22 protein-coding genes are annotated in these 16,565 nt (G+C 62.6%); 9 read left to right on the top strand and 13 right to left on the bottom strand.

The window, feature by feature from the left end; all coding sequences use genetic code 11:
- Nucleotides 1-2: 2 nt before the first annotated feature.
- Entirely contained in the window at nucleotides 3-2,339 is a 2,337-nt protein-coding gene (locus tag WYH_RS15070) for a S8 family peptidase (RefSeq protein ID WP_046904480.1), read from the bottom strand.
- Nucleotides 2,340-2,502: 163 nt separating this feature from the next.
- On the opposite strand from WYH_RS15070, the gene dapD reads away from it, so the two are divergent.
- From dapD to WYH_RS15045, 5 genes are all read left to right on the top strand, one after another.
- Nucleotides 2,503-3,342 (top strand): 2,3,4,5-tetrahydropyridine-2,6-dicarboxylate N-succinyltransferase, encoded by an 840-nt coding sequence (gene dapD / locus WYH_RS15065; RefSeq protein WP_046904479.1) that lies wholly within the window; start codon nucleotides 2,503-2,505, stop codon nucleotides 3,340-3,342.
- Nucleotides 3,343-3,412: 70 nt separating this feature from the next.
- Nucleotides 3,413-3,850, top strand: a complete 438-nt coding sequence (locus WYH_RS15060) for an ion channel (protein WP_053833620.1) — start codon at nucleotides 3,413-3,415, stop codon at nucleotides 3,848-3,850.
- A gap of 89 nt (nucleotides 3,851-3,939) precedes the next feature.
- Entirely contained in the window at nucleotides 3,940-4,242 is a 303-nt protein-coding gene (locus tag WYH_RS15055; protein ID WP_046904478.1) for a hypothetical protein, read from the top strand.
- A gap of 9 nt (nucleotides 4,243-4,251) precedes the next feature.
- Nucleotides 4,252-4,437 carry a DUF3008 family protein gene (locus WYH_RS15050; RefSeq protein WP_046904477.1) on the top strand — a complete coding sequence of 62 codons (186 nt, stop codon included), beginning with the start codon at nucleotides 4,252-4,254 and terminating at the stop codon, nucleotides 4,435-4,437.
- A gap of 21 nt (nucleotides 4,438-4,458) precedes the next feature.
- Nucleotides 4,459-4,908 carry a DUF1810 domain-containing protein gene (locus WYH_RS15045; protein WP_046904476.1) on the top strand — a complete coding sequence of 150 codons (450 nt, stop codon included), beginning with the start codon at nucleotides 4,459-4,461 and terminating at the stop codon, nucleotides 4,906-4,908.
- 3 nt (nucleotides 4,909-4,911) lie between these two features.
- On the opposite strand, the gene WYH_RS15040 is transcribed toward WYH_RS15045, so the two are convergent.
- Together WYH_RS15040 and WYH_RS15035 are read right to left on the bottom strand one after the other, a co-directional pair.
- Nucleotides 4,912-6,165, bottom strand: a complete 1,254-nt coding sequence (locus WYH_RS15040; RefSeq protein WP_046904475.1) for a dipeptidase — start codon at nucleotides 6,163-6,165, stop codon at nucleotides 4,912-4,914.
- The gene (locus tag WYH_RS15035; protein ID WP_046904474.1) at nucleotides 6,162-6,965 is read right to left on the bottom strand and encodes a DUF72 domain-containing protein; all 804 of its coding nucleotides are present in this window, start codon (nucleotides 6,963-6,965) and stop codon (nucleotides 6,162-6,164) included. The genes WYH_RS15040 and WYH_RS15035 overlap by 4 nt, the downstream gene beginning before the upstream one ends.
- A gap of 87 nt (nucleotides 6,966-7,052) precedes the next feature.
- On the opposite strand from WYH_RS15035, the gene WYH_RS15030 reads away from it, so the two are divergent.
- The gene (locus WYH_RS15030) at nucleotides 7,053-7,490 is read left to right on the top strand and encodes a cupin domain-containing protein (RefSeq protein WP_179945421.1); all 438 of its coding nucleotides are present in this window, start codon (nucleotides 7,053-7,055) and stop codon (nucleotides 7,488-7,490) included.
- Nucleotides 7,491-7,643: 153 nt separating this feature from the next.
- The gene (locus WYH_RS15025) at nucleotides 7,644-8,183 is read left to right on the top strand and encodes a cytochrome c (protein WP_046904472.1); all 540 of its coding nucleotides are present in this window, start codon (nucleotides 7,644-7,646) and stop codon (nucleotides 8,181-8,183) included.
- A 15-nt stretch (nucleotides 8,184-8,198) separates the two neighbouring features.
- Here WYH_RS15025 and WYH_RS15020 read toward each other — a convergent pair whose 3' ends face one another.
- From WYH_RS15020 to WYH_RS15000, 5 genes are all read right to left on the bottom strand, one after another.
- Nucleotides 8,199-8,414, bottom strand: a complete 216-nt coding sequence (locus tag WYH_RS15020; RefSeq protein ID WP_046904471.1) for a helix-turn-helix transcriptional regulator — start codon at nucleotides 8,412-8,414, stop codon at nucleotides 8,199-8,201.
- Nucleotides 8,415-8,417: 3 nt separating this feature from the next.
- Nucleotides 8,418-8,834 carry a hypothetical protein gene (locus tag WYH_RS15015; RefSeq protein ID WP_244877935.1) on the bottom strand — a complete coding sequence of 139 codons (417 nt, stop codon included), beginning with the start codon at nucleotides 8,832-8,834 and terminating at the stop codon, nucleotides 8,418-8,420.
- A gap of 365 nt (nucleotides 8,835-9,199) precedes the next feature.
- Nucleotides 9,200-10,468 carry a gallate dioxygenase gene (locus tag WYH_RS15010; protein WP_046904469.1) on the bottom strand — a complete coding sequence of 423 codons (1,269 nt, stop codon included), beginning with the start codon at nucleotides 10,466-10,468 and terminating at the stop codon, nucleotides 9,200-9,202.
- Between the two features lie 217 nt (nucleotides 10,469-10,685).
- On the bottom strand, nucleotides 10,686-10,937 hold the full coding sequence (locus WYH_RS15005; RefSeq protein WP_046904468.1) for an SWIB/MDM2 domain-containing protein: 252 nt from the start codon (nucleotides 10,935-10,937) through the stop codon (nucleotides 10,686-10,688).
- 53 nt (nucleotides 10,938-10,990) lie between these two features.
- Entirely contained in the window at nucleotides 10,991-11,590 is a 600-nt protein-coding gene (locus WYH_RS15000) for a YbhB/YbcL family Raf kinase inhibitor-like protein (protein ID WP_046904467.1), read from the bottom strand.
- Between the two features lie 703 nt (nucleotides 11,591-12,293).
- Here WYH_RS15000 and WYH_RS14990 point away from each other — a divergent pair.
- Nucleotides 12,294-12,908 (top strand): pyroglutamyl-peptidase I, encoded by a 615-nt coding sequence (locus WYH_RS14990; protein WP_082348025.1) that lies wholly within the window; start codon nucleotides 12,294-12,296, stop codon nucleotides 12,906-12,908.
- Between the two features lie 55 nt (nucleotides 12,909-12,963).
- Here the strand turns inward: WYH_RS14990 and WYH_RS14985 are convergent, their stop codons facing one another.
- From WYH_RS14985 to WYH_RS14970, 4 genes are all read right to left on the bottom strand, one after another.
- Nucleotides 12,964-13,407, bottom strand: a complete 444-nt coding sequence (locus WYH_RS14985) for a COG3650 family protein (protein WP_046905246.1) — start codon at nucleotides 13,405-13,407, stop codon at nucleotides 12,964-12,966.
- A gap of 87 nt (nucleotides 13,408-13,494) precedes the next feature.
- Nucleotides 13,495-14,304, bottom strand: a complete 810-nt coding sequence (locus tag WYH_RS14980) for a DODA-type extradiol aromatic ring-opening family dioxygenase (protein ID WP_046904465.1) — start codon at nucleotides 14,302-14,304, stop codon at nucleotides 13,495-13,497.
- A gap of 68 nt (nucleotides 14,305-14,372) precedes the next feature.
- Entirely contained in the window at nucleotides 14,373-15,005 is a 633-nt protein-coding gene (locus tag WYH_RS14975; protein ID WP_053833618.1) for a c-type heme family protein, read from the bottom strand.
- Nucleotides 15,006-15,080: 75 nt separating this feature from the next.
- The gene (locus tag WYH_RS14970; RefSeq protein WP_046904464.1) at nucleotides 15,081-15,467 is read right to left on the bottom strand and encodes a UrcA family protein; all 387 of its coding nucleotides are present in this window, start codon (nucleotides 15,465-15,467) and stop codon (nucleotides 15,081-15,083) included.
- 248 nt (nucleotides 15,468-15,715) lie between these two features.
- Here WYH_RS14970 and WYH_RS14965 point away from each other — a divergent pair, with 248 nt between their 5' ends.
- Complete coding sequence (locus WYH_RS14965) at nucleotides 15,716-16,030, top strand: hypothetical protein (protein WP_046904463.1); 315 nt, start codon at nucleotides 15,716-15,718, stop codon at nucleotides 16,028-16,030.
- 270 nt (nucleotides 16,031-16,300) lie between these two features.
- Here the strand turns inward: WYH_RS14965 and WYH_RS14960 are convergent, their stop codons facing one another.
- Entirely contained in the window at nucleotides 16,301-16,516 is a 216-nt protein-coding gene (locus WYH_RS14960) for a hypothetical protein (protein WP_046904462.1), read from the bottom strand.
- Nucleotides 16,517-16,565: the final 49 nt, after the last annotated feature.

Raw genomic sequence — 16,565 nt, 5'->3', positions numbered from 1 at the left:
GCTCAGAAATCGCGCGACCAACGCAGGCCGAACCCGTAATCATCCGCTAGGGCGGAATAATGGCCGGGATCACGCCGGTAGAACAGGCTGGCCGCCGCATCGCCGGACAGCAACCGCCCGCGCCACGCCATTTCACCAAGGATTTCCCGCCCCTCTGGCGAGAGCGGGAGGCTGCGCCGCCCATATTCGGGCAGCATGGTCTCGTGACTCCAGCCCACGGGCAGGTTCAGGCCAAGCGATCCGCTTTCCACGCGCAGCGACTGGGCGATCCGCAACCCGACACTGCCGCCCCCCGGCACAGCGCCGGAATAGGCCAGTTCCACGGACCACGCCCTGCTGGCCAGGCTTGAGCCGGAAGCGATCAGCCCGCCCTGCGCCGCCCGTGTCCAGCCCTGCCGCAGTTCGGCGCCCATCCGCCAGTGCTGCGCGATTTCCAGCCCCGCCCTTGCGTTCACGAATAATGTATCGGCGCCGCCGGACCCGAAGGAAGCCGGCAGGCGGCTGCCCAGAAGCGTGTTTTCCTCACGCATCCAGTCAAGGCCAAGCGCCGTTTCCAGCGCGCCAAAATCCCGGTCCAGCGCGGCGCCATACCGGATCACGCCATGGCGCCTGCGCCCTTCCGCCAAAGCGACGGGATCGAAGCGGCGGTATTCGGACATGATCTCTCCGCGCATGGCGCCGATCGTCAGGCCCCAGCCCGCGCCGATTTCCCGCCGCAGGGCGATGGAGGCATCGCTGCGCAGATAAAGAGGCGCATCATCCCCGGCAGCGGGCGCGACCATGAAGGCCGGCCAGTCCTGCCCCTGCAATTGCGCAACAAGCCCATCCGCCCCCTGGGCATAAGCGAAGGCAAATTGCGTGTCGGGCGACAATTTCAGCGCGATCCGCGCCGCCAGCACCCTGGCCCGTCCGGCATCGTCACTGGCGAGGCGCAATTGCGCGATATGCGGCATCTCCCCGGCCTTGCCGGACGCATCGATCGAGACGGACAGGCTCATCGCTTCAGTGGCCAGGCCCATCTGCCGGGTCTGCCCGGCCAGGGCGCGGCCCAGCCGGCTGACCGGCGCCGCCCCGCGCAGGGAACGCGCAAGATCGGCGCGATAAGCCCGCGAATATTCATCGAGAACGACAGTGGGCAGTGACGCCGCATTGAGAGCATCGCCCATCGCGCCGGACATCGTGCCGCCCAGCGAGCCCGCGCTGACGGCAATATCGCTGCCGGCAAGGCTGGTCGTGCCGCTGGGCGCGAATGCAGCGGCAATATCCAATATGCCCCGGCCATAGACTGCATCGGTCCCCGGAGCGCCCGCATCGCGCGCGGAATCGAGCAGTATCTCCGCGATTTCACGGCCGGTAAGATTGGGAAATGCCTGCGCCAGCAATGCCGCAGCACCGGAAATCAGCGGCGCGGAATAGCTCGTGCCAGAGACGATATAGCGATAGCCGTCCGCATCGACATAAAGCTCCCCGTCTTCATAAACGCAGCACAGCCCTTCTCCAAGAGCGGAAAGATAATTGGCAGCCTGCCCGCCCGCGCGGTTGCTGAAATCGGATATGGCGCTGCTGTCATCCACCGAACCGGCGATGATCACGCCGCCATTGCCGGCACTGGCCAGTTGGCGGGCAAAATCGGTCGGCTCAAGCTCGCTTTCATTCCCGGCGGAAACCACGACCAGAGCGCCCCCACCCACGGCATTGCGCACGGCGTCGAGCACACGCTGGGACGCCCCTTCGCCGCCAAGCGAGATATTGATGACCTTTGCCCCGTTGCTGGCCGCGAAGTTCACGGAATCGGCAATCGCACTGTCATTGAACAGGCAATCGCTCGCACAGCTTCCGGGCTGATCCGTGCGCAGGGCCAGCACGGTCGCATCATAGGCCATGCCGACAATGCCGTAATCGTCGCGCGCGGCGGCGGCGAACAGGGCAACCTGCGTGCCGTGATCGCTTTCCCCTTCGAGCGCGCGATTTTCGGCGTAAATATCGCGCGACAGCGGAGAGAGGCGCCCGGCGAATTCGGGATTGTCGGGATCTATACCGCTATCGACCACGGCGATTGTAATACCGTCCCCGCTATGTCCGCCGAGCCACGCGGTCAGTGCGTCATGCGCAAGCGGCCCGTCCGACCTGCGGACTTCCGCCGTGTCGAAATCCGCCGGAGTGGGCGCAGGCGCCGGGGTTGGCGACGGAGCGGGTGTCGTCGGTGCAGGCGCGGCGGGAGGCGTTGGCGTACTGATCGGACCGCCACCGCCGCTTCCCCCGCCACATGCGCCCAGCAGGATCAGCGCAAATGGCGCGGCCGAGCGCAGCAGCAGGAGATGTGGAAGTCGTTTCGGCATAGTCGCCTGGTCCACTTAGTCATTCAAAATACGACTTTTCCTAGGACCGGCAAAGCTAATTCCGAGTAAATGCCGCGCCTGCCGACTTGCCCCGCCACGGCCGCCGGGCTAGCGGGCGCAGCGACTAGCCGCAGATCCGGCGGCCGAACATTAAGGAGAGAGCATGTCCGCCGACCTCGAAACCGCCATTGCACAGGCCTGGGAAAACCGCGCTTCGGTAACCCCGGCAAGCAGCGATGTGCGCGAGCCCGTGGAAGAAGCTCTGAACCTGCTCGATTCAGGGAAGGCCCGCGTGGCCGAACCGGATGGCCAGGGCGGCTGGAAAGTGAACCAGTGGCTGAAACAGGCCGTGCTGCTGTCCTTTCGCCTGAACGACAATGTCGTGATGCCCAATGGCGCGGCCGGCGCACCCGGTTTCGACAAGGTGCCGAGCAAGTTTGCCGGATGGGACGATGCCCGTTTCCGCGATGCCGGTTTCCGCGTGGTGCCCGGAGCCGTCGCCCGCGCGGGCAGCTTCATCGGCAAGGGCGTGGTGCTGATGCCCAGCTTCGTGAATATCGGCGCCTATGTGGATGAAGGAACCATGGTCGATACCTGGGCCACGGTCGGTTCCTGCGCGCAGATCGGCAAGAATGTGCATATTTCCGGCGGCGCAGGCATTGGCGGCGTTCTGGAACCCTTGCAGGCCGGGCCGGTCATCATCGGCGACGGTGCCTTCATCGGCGCACGCAGCGAAGTGGCCGAAGGCGTGATCGTGGGCGAAGGCGCAGTCCTGTCCATGGGCGTCTATCTTGGCGCATCGACCAAGATCGTGGATCGCGCCACGGGCGAAGTGCATCGCGGCAAGGTTCCGCCCTATGCCGTGGTTGTCCCCGGCGCATTGCCGGGCAAGCCCCTGCCCGACGGCACGCCGGGCCCGTCGCTCTATTGCGCGGTGATCGTGAAGACGGTGGATGCGCAGACCCGCGCCAAGACTGGAATCAACGAACTGCTGCGCGACTGATCCTCCCGTTCGCGCTGGGCCGAGGAAAAGGATCGGGGACTTGGCGATCATTGCGGGTTAGTCTGCCCGCATGATCGCCATGTTGTTCACCCAGTTCGCCATTTCATCCTTCCTGGTGGTCGTCTGCGTCACGATCCACGGCTTCGGCCTGTTCGGGCTGAGCCGGGTGATGCATACCGAACGCGCGCGGGAGAGGATCGAGCGGATCAATCCGCTTTCTCCGCGCGGAACGATCTTCACCCTCGGCGTGGTGATTGCCATTGTCATGCTGCATGGCACGGAAATCTGGCTGTTCGCCTTCGTCTATCTGATCCTCGGCGCGGTGGGGAATTTCGAACAGGCATTGTATTTCTCCACCATCAGCTATTCCACGGTCGGCTACAGCGATGCGCATATCCAGCTCGACTGGCGGCTGATCGGGGCTTTTGAAAGCATATTGGGGGTGATCCTGATGGGATGGTCCACCGCCTTCTTCTTCCGCATTCTGACACGCATCGATCCGCACTGATCGCGCCCTGCGCCCTGCGTCGGGGCGGAACATTCGTTCGCGGCAACCGTATCTCTGGGGAATGCGCCCTGAGAGAAGACGGAGGCACCATGAACGAAAATAACACTGAAATGCACAGGGATTCCGATGCGGTCCGTGCCGGATCGACCCCGCATGTGGTGCGCTGGATTCTGGGCATCAGCCTGCTGGCCGTGATTATCGCGCTATCCGCGATCTGGATCTTCGGTGCGGCCACTCATGGCCCGACCGAAGAAACCGTCGGCACGCAAATGCAGGACGGTTCCGCCGTGGGTCAGCTGGACGACAATATCACCGAAGGATCGGACGAATTCGAAGCAGTGGATCCGGACGCGCCCGACACGCCGCTGCAGACGATAGAGAACGAAGGCTAGGAGGTTATCATGCCCGCCAAATCCAAGGCACAGCAGAAGGCAGCCGGGGCGGCCCTGTCCGCCAAGCGCGGCGAAACCAAGGTTTCGGAACTGCAAGGCGCATCGAAGGACATGTATGATTCGATGAGCGAAAAGCAGTTGGAAGAATTTGCCGAAACCGACCGGGAAAATCTTCCCGACAAGGCCGATTCCTGAAGTCAGGACTGGATATCCGATATGGGCGAATGCCGCGGATTGACCCGTTTCCTCCAGGCCCAGGCCGGCATCTACCCGCGGGCGCTGGAAGAGCTGCGCCAAGGCAGCAAGACCAGCCACTGGATGTGGTTCGTCTTCCCCCAGATCGAAGGGCTGGGCCGCAGCAGCACCGCCCAGTTCTATGCTATTGCCGACCTGGCCGAAGCGCGGGCCTATTGCGGGCACGAATTGCTGGGCGAACGGCTGGCCGAAGCGACCCGTGCCATGCTGGACTGGGCCGGCAGGAAATCCGCCCGCGACATTCTGGGCGAAACTGACGCGATCAAGTTCCGCTCTTCCATGACCCTGTTCGAAGCCGCCTGCGCCGATCGCGATCTGTGCGCCGCCGCGCTCGACGCCTTTTACGATGGCGAGCGTGATCCGGCGACGCTGGAGAAGATCGGGGCGACAGGCCGGACCGAACCGGCCTGAGCCCTATTCCGCGATCGGCGTTTCGATCGGCAGATCATCCTTGCGGCTGGCGGCATAGGCTTCCGCGCCGCGCAGCACCCGCATCATGTTGCGGCTGGCGATCTTTTCCAGATCTTCCTGCGAATATCCGCGCCGGGCCAGTTCAACGAACAGCGCTGGATAGCCGCTGACATCTTCCATACCCACCGGCCCGGTGGCCATACCGTCATAATCGCCGCCAATGCCGATATGGTCCACCCCGGCCACTTCGCGAATATGGTCGATATGGTCGGCCATGTCGGAAACGGTGGCTTGCGGGGCGGGATGCGCCTCGTCCCAGGCATCCATTGCCGCCTCCACCGCATCGGGCTGGCCCTGCCACAGGGCGGAAAGCCGCGCCTGTTCGGCGGATCGCTGCGCCTGGAACTGGCGCAAATCCTCGCTGAGATAGCCCGGCAGGCCCACAACCATCACGATACCGCCATTTTCCGGCAGGCGTTTCAGCACGCAGTCGGGCACGTTGCGCGGGTGGCCGTTCACAGCGCGCGCGCCGGAATGGCTGAAGATCACCGGCGCGCCGGACACATCCAGCGCATCCATCATCGTCGCTTCGCTGACATGGCTGAGATCGACCAGCATCCCCAGCCGCTGCATTTCCCTCACGACCTTTTCGCCGAATTCGGTCAGCCCGTCATGTTCGGGCTTGTCCGTTGCACTATCGGCCCAGGCCAGCGTCTTGGAATGGGTCAACGTGATGTATCGGGCGCCGAGATCGTAGAACTGGCGCAGCACCGCCAGGCTGCCATGCAGCGCGCCGCCACCTTCCATCCCCAGCAGGGAAGCGATCCTGCCCTGCGCCATCGCCTGTTCCACATCATCCGCCGTAAGCGACAGGGCGAGCTGATCCGGATAGCGCGCGATCAGCCGCTTCATCACGTCGATCTGTTCCATCACCGCCACGGTCGCTTCCGGTTCCGGCAGGCTGGCACTGACATAGACGGACCAGAACTGCGCCCCCAGCTTCCCTTCGCGCAGGCGCGGCAGGTCGGTATGCAGCGACGGGCTGCCCCAGTCGCTTGGCGGAACATCGGTGCCGTCATTGAAATCGAAATCGGCGATCACGTTCCCGTACCGATCGCGTAATTGTCCAGGCACGTCATTATGCCCGTCCCATACCGGCGCCGCTTCCAGCGCGGCGGCGGCCACCTGTTCGGGCGATTGCGCCGCCAGCGGGGTGGACAGGGCCAATGCGGCAATCCCGAAAACGGCAGTTCTCATTCGCTTCCTTTCAGCATGTCGGCCAGCGCCATCGCGGCGGCCGGTGCGCGTTCCTTCGCGCCGTTGATCATGAAGGCGAAGACATCGCCCCCCTCGCCCCGACTATCGCCGCGATCGCCATAGTGAGACAAGCCCTGCGGTGCGTGCCCCCCGGCCCAGCTTTCGCAGATGCGGCGGATCCGGTCGAGTTCGGCAGGCGGATATCCGGTCGGGCAGCCCGCCTCCATCCCCTGCAGCCGCAGATAGGCGAAACCGGCCGAGCGGTCGGCGATGGGCGTGCGTTCGGGATGGTCGGACCAGACCACCGCCACGCCCGCCTTGCGCGCCAGTTCGACGAAGTCCGCGCAGGCAAAGCTTTCATGCCCGACCTCGATCGCATGGCGCAGCGCCACGCCTTCGTGCTGCGCCGGCAGCAGATCGAAAAAGGCGGAGATATCATCCGGATCGAACCGCTTGGTGGTCGCCAATTGCCAGCAGATCGGGCCCAGCTTCGGCCCCAGTTCCACCAGCCCCTGCTTCAGGAAATTGCCAACTCCCTCCTCCGCTTCGGCCAGCAGTTTGCGATTGCTGACATAGCGCGATCCCTTCAGCGCGAAGATGAAGTCATCCGGCACTTCATCATGCCATTTGCGGAAGCTTTCCGGCTTTTGCAGGCGATAGAATGTGGCGTTGATTTCTATCGTGCGGACATGGCGCGCGGCATATTCCAGCTCGCGCCGTTGCGGCAGGTCGGCGGGATAGAAAACCCCGTCTCGCCAGCCTTCATAGCTCCAGCCGCCAATTCCCGCGCGAATAGTCATCGATGGGACAATAATGGAACGGGCGAGACTTTTCTGCGATAATATTCCACAATCGGGGCAATACAGGCAGGCGGGAAGGTCAGTATCGTGAACGAAGCCAAGGCCATTATCGAAGAATTGCGCCTGTCACCCCATCCGGAAGGTGGCTGGTATCGCGAAACCTGGCGCGCCCCCGCGGCGGAGGGTGAACGCGCTGTCGCCACCGCCATCCATTTCCTGCTGGAAGCGCATCAGCGGTCGCACTGGCACCGGGTGGATGCGGCAGAAATCTGGCTGTGGCATGCAGGCGATCCCCTATTGCTGTCACTGGCCGCCACGGATGAAGGCCCGATCCGCGAAATGCAGCTGGGCCCGGACGTGCTGGACGGCGATCTGCCGCAATATGTTGTCGCGGCGGACGAATGGCAGGCCGCCGCGCCGCTGCCGGGACAGTTCGGCTATACGCTGGTCAGCTGCGTGGTTGCCCCCGCCTTCCAGTTTGAAGGCTTTGAACTCGCGAAGGAAGGCTGGCGTCCCGGAAAGTAACCCGGCGGTCGCGGCATCTGTCCTGCCGCCATGCTGCTGTGCCGGCTGCCCTCCAATGCAAATGATCTGACCACGAAATCAGGCACTGTCTTGATTGAGTCAAAGTGTTGATTTAGCCTCTCTTCCGATGGTTTGAATGAGGGGAGGTTTCTGATGAAGAAATTGGCTCAATGCGCGGCGATCATTTCGGTCCTGTCACTTGCTGCATGCCAGGATACAACGGAACCAGTTGCCGAAAGCACGCCCTCTCCCCGTTCCGATTTGACTTTGCCAGTCAGTATCAATGCAGTGATGGTTGGCCTGATCGACAATTCCGCCGATTATATCTGGGCGGTCGGCAATGGCGACATGCCGAAGGATGATAATGACTGGGACCTGGTTCGCAGCGCCACTTACGACATGATCCTGGGCGGCACGGTTTCCAAGATTCCCGGCACTGGCGAGTTCGACGCCCAATGGACGGCCGAAGAAAACTGGCAGGAAATGGCCGATGAACTGACGAAGATCGGTCAGGATGCCCTGCCGCTGGCGGAAGCGAAGTCGACCGATGTCGAGGCGTGGCGGCAGATCGGCGACCGCCTGATCCAGAATTGCGAAAGCTGCCACGAAGCGTTCAAGCCGGAAATCCCCAGCGAAGGGATCCTGCACCGCTCCACGGAAAGTGAATCGCGCGGCGAAAGCATTTTCGACTGAGGTCCGGCAGGGGGCCTACCCCTCCCAGCCGAACACATCCTCCACCCCCACGCCGAACAGGCGGGCAATGCGGAATGCGCTTTCCAGGCTGGGGGAATAGCGCCCCTGTTCAATGGCGATCACGGTCTGGCGGGTGACGCCGATGGCATCGGCCAGCGCCTGCTGGCTGATGCCGCCATGCAGCGCGCGCAGATCCTTCACCCGATTGGTGATCGGCGGAGCTTTGGCCATGGCTCAGGCGCCCCTGCGGAAGAACCAGATCTGCAAGCCATATTCGGCCACCTGCGCCGCAATCAGCGCGCCGATCACCCACAGGAACATCACATTGCCATTGCCCAGCACCACATAATGCAGCGCCCCCGCGACCGCGCCGACCGCCAGCACATAGCCGGACCAATTGCCCGCCCGGTCCAGCGCCACACGCTCCCGCTCATCCGCCTCCCGCCCCGCTTCGCGCGGGGACATGGCGGCCAGCACAATCTGCACCACGATGGAGCCGATCACGACGGCCAGCACATAGGGGATCATCGGCCCGATCTGCGCCACGGCCGGAGCATCGGCAGGCAAGCGCGCGGCGATGGAGAAATACCACGCTCCCGTCACCAGCATGAGCAAGCCCATGGCCCAGGCGGATTTTTCACGAAATGACACGGTGTTTTCCTCTCACGATTTATGTCTGATATTTTTGACATAGTCGAAGATTTTTTACGTGTCAAAGATTTTGTACACCCGGAGTGGATAAGCAGCCTAAGCCCAAAAACGCTGCCACTCCCACCAGCAGGGGGAAATTGGGGCACCGGCAGCCGCATTAGGCTGTCCTACAACGCCCTGCCCTGCCTATGCCCGCCACGCTCTTTCTCAGCGTCGCATCCCCCTGAAATCGCCCGCGCATTACCTCCGGGCTTTTGGCTTCAGAACAGTGTTCCAAGTGTTCCAGGCCGTGCACAAAACAAAAGGCCGCGGGCTTGTGCCCACGGCCTTTCCCCCGCCCCGTCTGCCCTTGGAGGGGCTGCGGTTCAGTCGTCGTCTTCTTCCTTGCCGGCAACACCGTAAGTGATCGCGGCATTGCGGGTTTTCTGGAATTCTTCCACGCTCATGCCCTTCATCGCGGCATAGATGTGGATGTTGCCCACCCCGGTCACCGCGCCGAGCTTTTCCAGCATGAAGAAGATCACGCCGTAATGGATCATGCCGATCCAGTCCCGGCGGCGGATCAGATCCCGTTCTTCATCCGTCAGATCGGCTTCGGCCAGGCATTTTTCCTCGTCTTCCTTGAAGGCGCGGCGGATCTTCGGATCGATCAGCGAATGCAGGAAGTGGTTGATGCGGAAACCCTTGACCGACCGTTCTATGGTGAAGGGATAAGTGCCTTCCAGCGCGGCCGCGCCTTCCCAGTCCCACTCCATCCGTGCGCGGAATGCCTCGTCGCTTTCGCGCGGTTCAGGCTCCGGCTTTTCTTCCATGATCATGGTGGCGATCGGCGTCATGGAAGGCAGGAAATAGGTCTTGTGCGTGCACTCCACCTCTTCCGACAGGGCGGCGCGCATCATCATCCACATCACCACTTCGGCGCCTTCCCAGCCGCCCAGTTCGGCCAGTTTCGACACCGGATAGTCCAGCAAGCCTTCCGGATGCTTTTCCAGCCGGTCCATGAATTCCATGTCCCATTCGGTGTTGTTGAAGCCGTTGCGTTCGCCATGCACCTGGTGGCTGAGGCCGCCCGTCCCGATAATCGCGACCTTGATATCTTCCGGATAGGACTGGATCGCACGGCGCAAGGACTTGCCGAATTTCCAGAACCGCTTGGCCGAAGGCAGCGGCACAGTCAGCACGCCGCAGGCAATCGGCACGAAGCGCGCGGCCCAGCCATCCTTGTCATAATCCAGGATGACAGACAGCGGCGAAAAGGCGCCATGATCCAGCTTCTTGCCCTGGAAATAGGACAGGTCGAATTCGTCCGCGACCATGGCCTTGGCAATGTGCTGCGCCAGTTTCGGATCGCCGGAAATGGCCGGGATATCGCGCGGGCCGCCGCCTTCATCGGCCGGGCCGTAGCTTTCGCCCACGCCCAGCGCGAAATGGCTGTAATGGTCGAAAAAGGCGGTCATGTGGTCATTATAGATATAGACCAGCACGTCCGGCTTCTTTTCACGCATCCATTGCTGGACGGGTTCGTAACCTTCGAAAATGGGCTTCCACACCGGATCGTCGAACTTGTTCGCATCCTTGGCGAAAGCGATCGTGGGAGTATGCGAAGTGGCGATGCCGCCGACAATTGTTGCCATGATCCGGGCCCTGTCCTCTCCATGAAAGCGCATCGGGCTGCGCCAATTATTTATCCCTGAACAATGCCACGGGCGGCTGCATTGCCACAAGTCAAAAACTACGCATTGGCGAATGGATCACATATATGAAAAGAAACGGGCGGCGCAGCCATTCCGGCCACACCGCCCGTTTCTTTCAGGATTTCGGAACCGGCCAGAAGACCGGCTCCACGCCCGGTTAGCTGAGGTGCTTGGACACCGCGGCAGTCATCTTGAACATGGAAATCTGTTCCTTGCCGATGACGGCGCCCAGCTTGTCGTCCGGGTTAATCTGGCGCTTGTCCTTGCTGTCCTGCAGGTCGTTCGCCTTGATATATTCCCACACTTTGGAGGTGACTTCGGCGCGGGTCATCGGACCCTTGCCCACCACATTTTCGAGTTCGCTCGACAGGGTAACCGGCTTGCTAAGAGCGTTGTTCTTGGCGGCCACTTTTCTTCCTTTCCAATGTAAACTTGTTGCGGGGGCGTGCGGGACCGAGGGGATTATCCCTCGTCTTCGTCCTCCCAATCCTCGAAATCGTCCCCACTGGGGGCGAATTTGGCGGTCAGCAGGGCCGCACCGATCACGTGGCCGTTCATGGCCGCGATCAGTTCGTCCCTCGTCGCGCCGGGCATCAGGGTCAGCGGCAGGTCCAGCGCGAAGAGCTGGAACACATATTCATGCGGTTCCCCCTCCTCCGGCGGATTGGGCAGCAGCCATTCGGAATTGCCGAAGGAATTCTTGCCCACGCGCGGCGGCACTTCGCCTTCCAGCAATTTGCCCTTTTGCGCCGGCAGGCCCCAGACCAGCCAATGGCATGACGGCTTGTCCGCCGGGGCGTTGGCATCTTCCACCACCAACGCCAGCTCATGCGCGCCGGCGGGCGGGTCCGTCCATTCCAGCGGCGGGGCGACGGCGTCTTCCTCTTCCGCGGTAAAGCAGGGGTCCAGTTCGTCCCCGTCGCTGAATGCGGCGGAGCGCAGCTGGAAACCACTCTTGCCCAGCAAGTCTTCACTGCCGAATTGGACGATCGCCAGCCTGCCATGTCCGGCGCCCGCATCGGGCAACGCCTTGGCAAGCCAGGCGGGGACAGGTTCTGCCATCAATCCTCTCTATATCTTTCAACCACCAAGGGAGGCGGCCATGTGCCGTTTCGCCAGGGCCTTGGCAAGGGCGCCCCGATATCTCCCCGTCGATACGCCACACCATTGAAGGCATGACCGCCGATTGAACGCTGCCGCCCCGGCTTCGATCCCGCTTGCCGGGAAACAGTTACAAGGACAACCGGAAGCGGGGCCTCTCCAGTCAATGACTGAAGGTATTTTATCGCTTTATAACAATGCGTTAATCACAGAAGCCAACCATGCGCCATCGCTGTCTTGATAGCAGATCGGCCGCAGTGCTCGCAGGCGGCTTTTCGGCGCGTCCTGCACCTTTGGCAAACAGCGGCCAACCCTTGGGCCGGTAAGTTGCAGGCTCCTTGTCCATCACGGGAAATGGCAGCTTTTCCCCAGCGCGCTGTGCGAAACGGCAGCAAAATGGCGCCAGGCAGGCTGCCGCCTGCATATTGGCGCGCCAGCTGACTCGCATTCGGATTCGCGACCTTCGCATCCCCCCGTGAAGATAATCGATGAAGGCAGGCGCGGAATCGGATATATTGAATGACGCAGCTTTACTGAAGCGGCCGAAAAGGATCTGCGCGATGCCTCTGCCGAATTGCACGGCGCAGGGCATGACCAGAACGATCACCCGCTGGCGCGACGATGGCCGGCAGGATCCCGTGGCCGCATTGCCAGGGCGCAATCGATGAAAGAAAAGCGGGCAATTGTTACGGCTTTTCGCTCCTTTCCCGGAGTGGGCGAAAATCCGTCCGAACGCCTGCTGAAATATTTGCAGGAGAATACCGGCCTGCTTCACCAAAGCGCCGATCTGCAATTGCTGGAAACAGCCTATGCCGCGATCCAGCCGGCGCGGGATGCCATCCTGGCCGATCCGCCCGACATTCTCGTCATGCTCGGTTACAGCGCAATGGCGAATGGCTTCAAACTGGAATGCCGCGCCACCAGCCTGTGTTCGCCGACTTTTTCCGACGCGCGCGGTTTCCGGCCCGAACAATCGGATGACCCGCCCGACTTGCTGCATAATGATACCCTGGATTTCGGGGCATTGGCGGCGGATCTGAACCAGGCCGGCCTGCCCGCCCACTTGTCAGACAATGCCGGCGCCTATGTCTGCAACCATGCCTATTATTCGGTCCTGTCGCATATTGCGGAGCAGAAGCTGCAGACCAGGGCCATCTTCGTTCATATCCCCGCCATCAGCGGATCGGCCCTGGCCCCGATCAGCAAATCATCCATGGAACTGGCGGATCTGGCGCGCGGCGTCGGAGTGATTACGCGGCATCTGGCCGAGGACGATTGAGGGCGAGACGGGTCTGGCCAGCTGCTCATGCAGCAGAGCAGCCGCCCGTTCCGGATCAGATTTCGCCCGGCCCTTCGAATGGCTGCTGATCGGTATAGGCACAGCCAGCCCGATCCTCTCCTCGCACCATAAGGGTCGCGACATAGGGGTAGGTCCGATCGCTCATCCCGTCGCTGCATTCGCCCGGCGTTACGGCAAGCACGAAATCCTGATCGGCAAGCCGGCCGGTAAAAGACACGCCGTTGCGGCCGGCAAAGCGGTCCACCCGGATCACCGTGCCTTCCATGTCTTCCGGCGTTGAATAGGTCAGCCTGCCATCGGACACTTCGCCGTTCCAGAAAGGTTCGGTCCCGGTGAAATAAACCACTTCATCCTCGCCAATGCCCGAAAATGGTTGCGTGTCGGACTGATCGCCCGGCGCCCCATTGGCGGCATCGCCACCTGAATTGCAGGCGGCAAGGGAAAGGGCGAGAACCGAAATGAAGAGGCGATTTTTCATGGAGCCGTCATGCCCTGCCATACGGCCAGCCGCAACAGCACCCCTTGCAAGGGACGGAACATGCGGCACCCCCATGCGAGGCACCAATCAATCGAAGCGGAAGGCGGAAAGCTGGCTGCACAGCACCACTTCGCCGAAATCGCGCCTGCCCGGTTCGCCGGAAGCCCCGGCGGCGACCATCAGCGGCAGCAGATGTTCCTCTCGCGGATGGCAGAGCCGTGCAAAGGGCGCCGTTTCCCACTGCGCCAATTGCGCGGCGCGTGTTGCAGGATCTGCACCGGCAGCGCTCTCCAGCCATGTGTCGAATGCCCGGGAAGGTTCTGTCACCTGCGGATTGCCATAGCCGCGCATATTGTGGAAGCTCATGCCCGATCCGATGATCAGCACGCCCTCTTCGCGCAGAGGCGCAAGGGCATTGCCGGCGGCGACATGCTGCGCCGGGTCCAGCCCCTTGGCCAGGGACATCTGCACCGTGGGAATATCCGCGTCGGGAACCGCCACTTTCATCGGCACGAAGACACCGTGATCGAAACCGCGCTGCGGATCGATGGAAGCGGGCATGCCGGCCTGTTGCAGCAATTCCATGCCCCGCTGCGCCAGCCACGGGGCACCGGGCGCGGGCCAGGCGATTTCGTAAGTGTGGGGCGGAAAGCCGTAATAATCGTAGATCAGGCCCGGATGTTCATCGGCGCCGGTAAAAGCGAAACCATCCGCTTCCCAATGGCCCGAGATAATCAGGATGGCCCGCGGCCTTTCCGGCAGGCTGGCGACCAGCCCGCGCAGATATTCGGCCATCCCGGTCCAGGTCCCTTGCGGATCGGGCATGAAGAAGCAGGGGCCGCCCCCATGGGGAATGAAGATGCTGGGCTGGCGAAGCGCGGTTGCAGTGTCAGTCATGCAGCCCAATATGCGCACGGCACGCGATGGGGAAAGAAGGCACAGAAATGTGACCGGGCGTGCAAGGTTCAGCCGCCCACCTCATCCGCCGGCCAACTGATCAGCATCGCACCGCGCAATTCGCCGGGTTCAAAGCCAATGGCCTTGTCGCCGGGATAAAGCTCATTGATCTTTGCCGCCACTTCGGGGGCGACATCGGTGCCGTGACAAACGGAGCAGGGTTGTTCCTGCATCGGAATGGCGCTGAGCACGTTGATCCGCGCCGCCTCCCCTTCCCCGCTGCGCCAGATTTCGCGGCTTGGCTTGCCATCGGTCAGCGGCATTTCCTGCAATAATGCATAATGCGGCAAAAGCTCTTCCGTCAGGCCGCCATCCGGGTTGCGGTTGCGGGCGGAGACGCGGCTCAGATCCGCGCCGCTTTCCTGCGAGAGTTCCGCGGCAATCATCGGCGCGGCCGAATGGCACACATCCAGCGCCAGAATCGGGCCACCGGCGGCCAGCGCTTCCTTCAGCTTGGCCTGCAATTCGGCCTGGAATTGCCCGGCCACTTCTGCCGAACGCGCCAGAACCGCCGCCTCGTCAAAGGAAGCCGTGGGCCCGGAAGCAGAATCGGAAACCGTATCGGTTTCTGTCCCGCCGCAGCCTCCAGCCGCCAATGCGGCCGAGGCTGCGACAAGACCCGGAAACATCCTGCGCGACATTATCTCCTCCAGCTTGCCGGTTCGCTATATTCAGCCATTCATCCGGCAAGGCAGTGAGACAAGCCGGTAATGTCCCTATTCCTTCACGATGCCATTACGGGCATCATATTCGGCCAGGGCCAGCCTGGCGCTGTAGCCGCGCGCTTCCAGCTGATCCGCCGCACCGGCCCGCGCCTGGGTGAGGCAAGCCGTGGCATCGGGCAGCCGGTCGATCTTCGATCCAGCATTCACGTCACACACTTCGCGCGCCGCACCTTCGATACGGATGGCCAATGTGCCCCGGTCATAGGCGGTCGACAGGTCCAGGTCGGAAACCTGCACTTCGACCGAACGCAAATCAGTGGACGGTTCCGATACGACGAGTTCGGACTTGCCGCCGGCCATGGCAGCGCTGGCGCTGAGGCCGAGAATACCGGCGAGCGCGGCACGGCCCAGATAATGGGGTATACGATTAACAGACATCATTCTCTCCTACGTGTCCGCCCGGCGTTCGTGCGCCGGGCGTGAACGGCACCGATATAGGTTCCGTGTGACAGGCTGGCTATGCGCGGCGCAGCAATTCGTGCCCCGCAGCGCAGCGAGAAATGGCGGTTTTCCGCCGGATCGTGTGCCAGTTCCGGCAAATCGTGCCAGCCGCGTAATCGCGTGCGGAACGCGCAGGGGCCCATGTGCATTGTCATAAGCAACGGAAGCCATTAGGAAAAATATGGATGCGGAACCGGAAAACCCTGTTCTTGATCCTGCCGGTCGGGCTCGCCCTTGGCGCTGCCAGCGCCAGTCTGGTGAAGCCGGAAATGAAGGACCGCGTGGCCGAGCCATATCAGCTGGGCCGCGATGGACAGCCCGAATCGCCGGTCCAGACCTATCGCGCCTATATGGAAAATGCCGCAGCCTCCGCCCGCGATGCGGCCTTGCGGATAAGGCAGGCCGCCTTCGATCCGGAAACGGAGCCATCCCCGCCTCCGCCCCGCACCCCTTCGCCCGAACCGCGCGCGCCGGGAAGCCCCCTGCCCGCCATCTGGTGAGGCCGGAAACGGCATCGCTTCGCCGCAAATCCAGCACGGCTGGAACGCCTGGAACACAGTCCTGACCGGGAAAACTCCCGCCCCCGCCGCACAGTGGCCGCAAAGGCGCGCACCGCCCCATGAAGGGCAGCGGGCAAAACCATCGAATTGTTCGGATCAGGGCCCATCACTGAGGAATGAGCCAGATTTTCAGCCGGTAGGAAACTGCAAACGGCCCAGCCTAAATAGCCCGGCTCAAACGCCCCGGCCCAAACGGCCCAACCTGACGCGTCAGTGTTTGGGGCCGGCTTCGTCCATGCGGGCGGCAGCTTTCTGCTGTTCCACCTTTTCCCGCTCCGTGGCGACAGCCCTTGCCTGGTTTGCCAGGCCCCGCCAGGTCGCTTCGGACCGCAGCGCCCTTGCGCGGACATTGTCCAGCGTGGCGATCTTCGCCTCGGCGGCGGCTTCGCGCGCCCGTGCATCGTAAAATTCGAATGTCAGGGCCATGGGTGGCGCCTCCCCATATCGGGTGGCAAGCGCCCCTCCCGCATCAGCG

This window comes from Croceibacterium atlanticum, from assembly GCF_001008165.2.
GTDB classification, from domain to species: Bacteria; Pseudomonadota; Alphaproteobacteria; order Sphingomonadales; family Sphingomonadaceae; genus Croceibacterium_C; species Croceibacterium_C atlanticum.
This window is presented reverse-complemented; position numbering and strand designations above follow the sequence as displayed.

Coding starts and splice junctions, on each gene's coding strand:
- WYH_RS15000 (WP_046904467.1), bottom strand. CDS start 11,590: ATGGCAGAACCTGTCCCCGCCTGGCTTGCCAAGGCGTTGCCCGATGCG.
- WYH_RS15045 (WP_046904476.1), top strand. CDS start 4,459: ATGGGCGAATGCCGCGGATTGACCCGTTTCCTCCAGGCCCAGGCCGGC.
- WYH_RS14985 (WP_046905246.1), bottom strand. CDS start 13,407: ATGAAAAATCGCCTCTTCATTTCGGTTCTCGCCCTTTCCCTTGCCGCC.
- WYH_RS15050 (WP_046904477.1), top strand. CDS start 4,252: ATGCCCGCCAAATCCAAGGCACAGCAGAAGGCAGCCGGGGCGGCCCTG.
- WYH_RS15055 (WP_046904478.1), top strand. CDS start 3,940: ATGAACGAAAATAACACTGAAATGCACAGGGATTCCGATGCGGTCCGT.
- WYH_RS15025 (WP_046904472.1), top strand. CDS start 7,644: ATGAAGAAATTGGCTCAATGCGCGGCGATCATTTCGGTCCTGTCACTT.
- WYH_RS15020 (WP_046904471.1), bottom strand. CDS start 8,414: ATGGCCAAAGCTCCGCCGATCACCAATCGGGTGAAGGATCTGCGCGCG.
- WYH_RS14960 (WP_046904462.1), bottom strand. CDS start 16,516: ATGGCCCTGACATTCGAATTTTACGATGCACGGGCGCGCGAAGCCGCC.
- WYH_RS15070 (WP_046904480.1), bottom strand. CDS start 2,339: ATGCCGAAACGACTTCCACATCTCCTGCTGCTGCGCTCGGCCGCGCCA.
- WYH_RS15040 (WP_046904475.1), bottom strand. CDS start 6,165: ATGAGAACTGCCGTTTTCGGGATTGCCGCATTGGCCCTGTCCACCCCG.
- WYH_RS14980 (WP_046904465.1), bottom strand. CDS start 14,304: ATGACTGACACTGCAACCGCGCTTCGCCAGCCCAGCATCTTCATTCCC.
- WYH_RS15060 (WP_053833620.1), top strand. CDS start 3,413: ATGATCGCCATGTTGTTCACCCAGTTCGCCATTTCATCCTTCCTGGTG.
- WYH_RS14970 (WP_046904464.1), bottom strand. CDS start 15,467: ATGTCTGTTAATCGTATACCCCATTATCTGGGCCGTGCCGCGCTCGCC.
- WYH_RS15035 (WP_046904474.1), bottom strand. CDS start 6,965: ATGACTATTCGCGCGGGAATTGGCGGCTGGAGCTATGAAGGCTGGCGA.
- WYH_RS14990 (WP_082348025.1), top strand. CDS start 12,294: ATGAAAGAAAAGCGGGCAATTGTTACGGCTTTTCGCTCCTTTCCCGGA.
- dapD (WP_046904479.1), top strand. CDS start 2,503: ATGTCCGCCGACCTCGAAACCGCCATTGCACAGGCCTGGGAAAACCGC.
- WYH_RS15010 (WP_046904469.1), bottom strand. CDS start 10,468: ATGGCAACAATTGTCGGCGGCATCGCCACTTCGCATACTCCCACGATC.
- WYH_RS14965 (WP_046904463.1), top strand. CDS start 15,716: ATGCGGAACCGGAAAACCCTGTTCTTGATCCTGCCGGTCGGGCTCGCC.
- WYH_RS14975 (WP_053833618.1), bottom strand. CDS start 15,005: ATGTCGCGCAGGATGTTTCCGGGTCTTGTCGCAGCCTCGGCCGCATTG.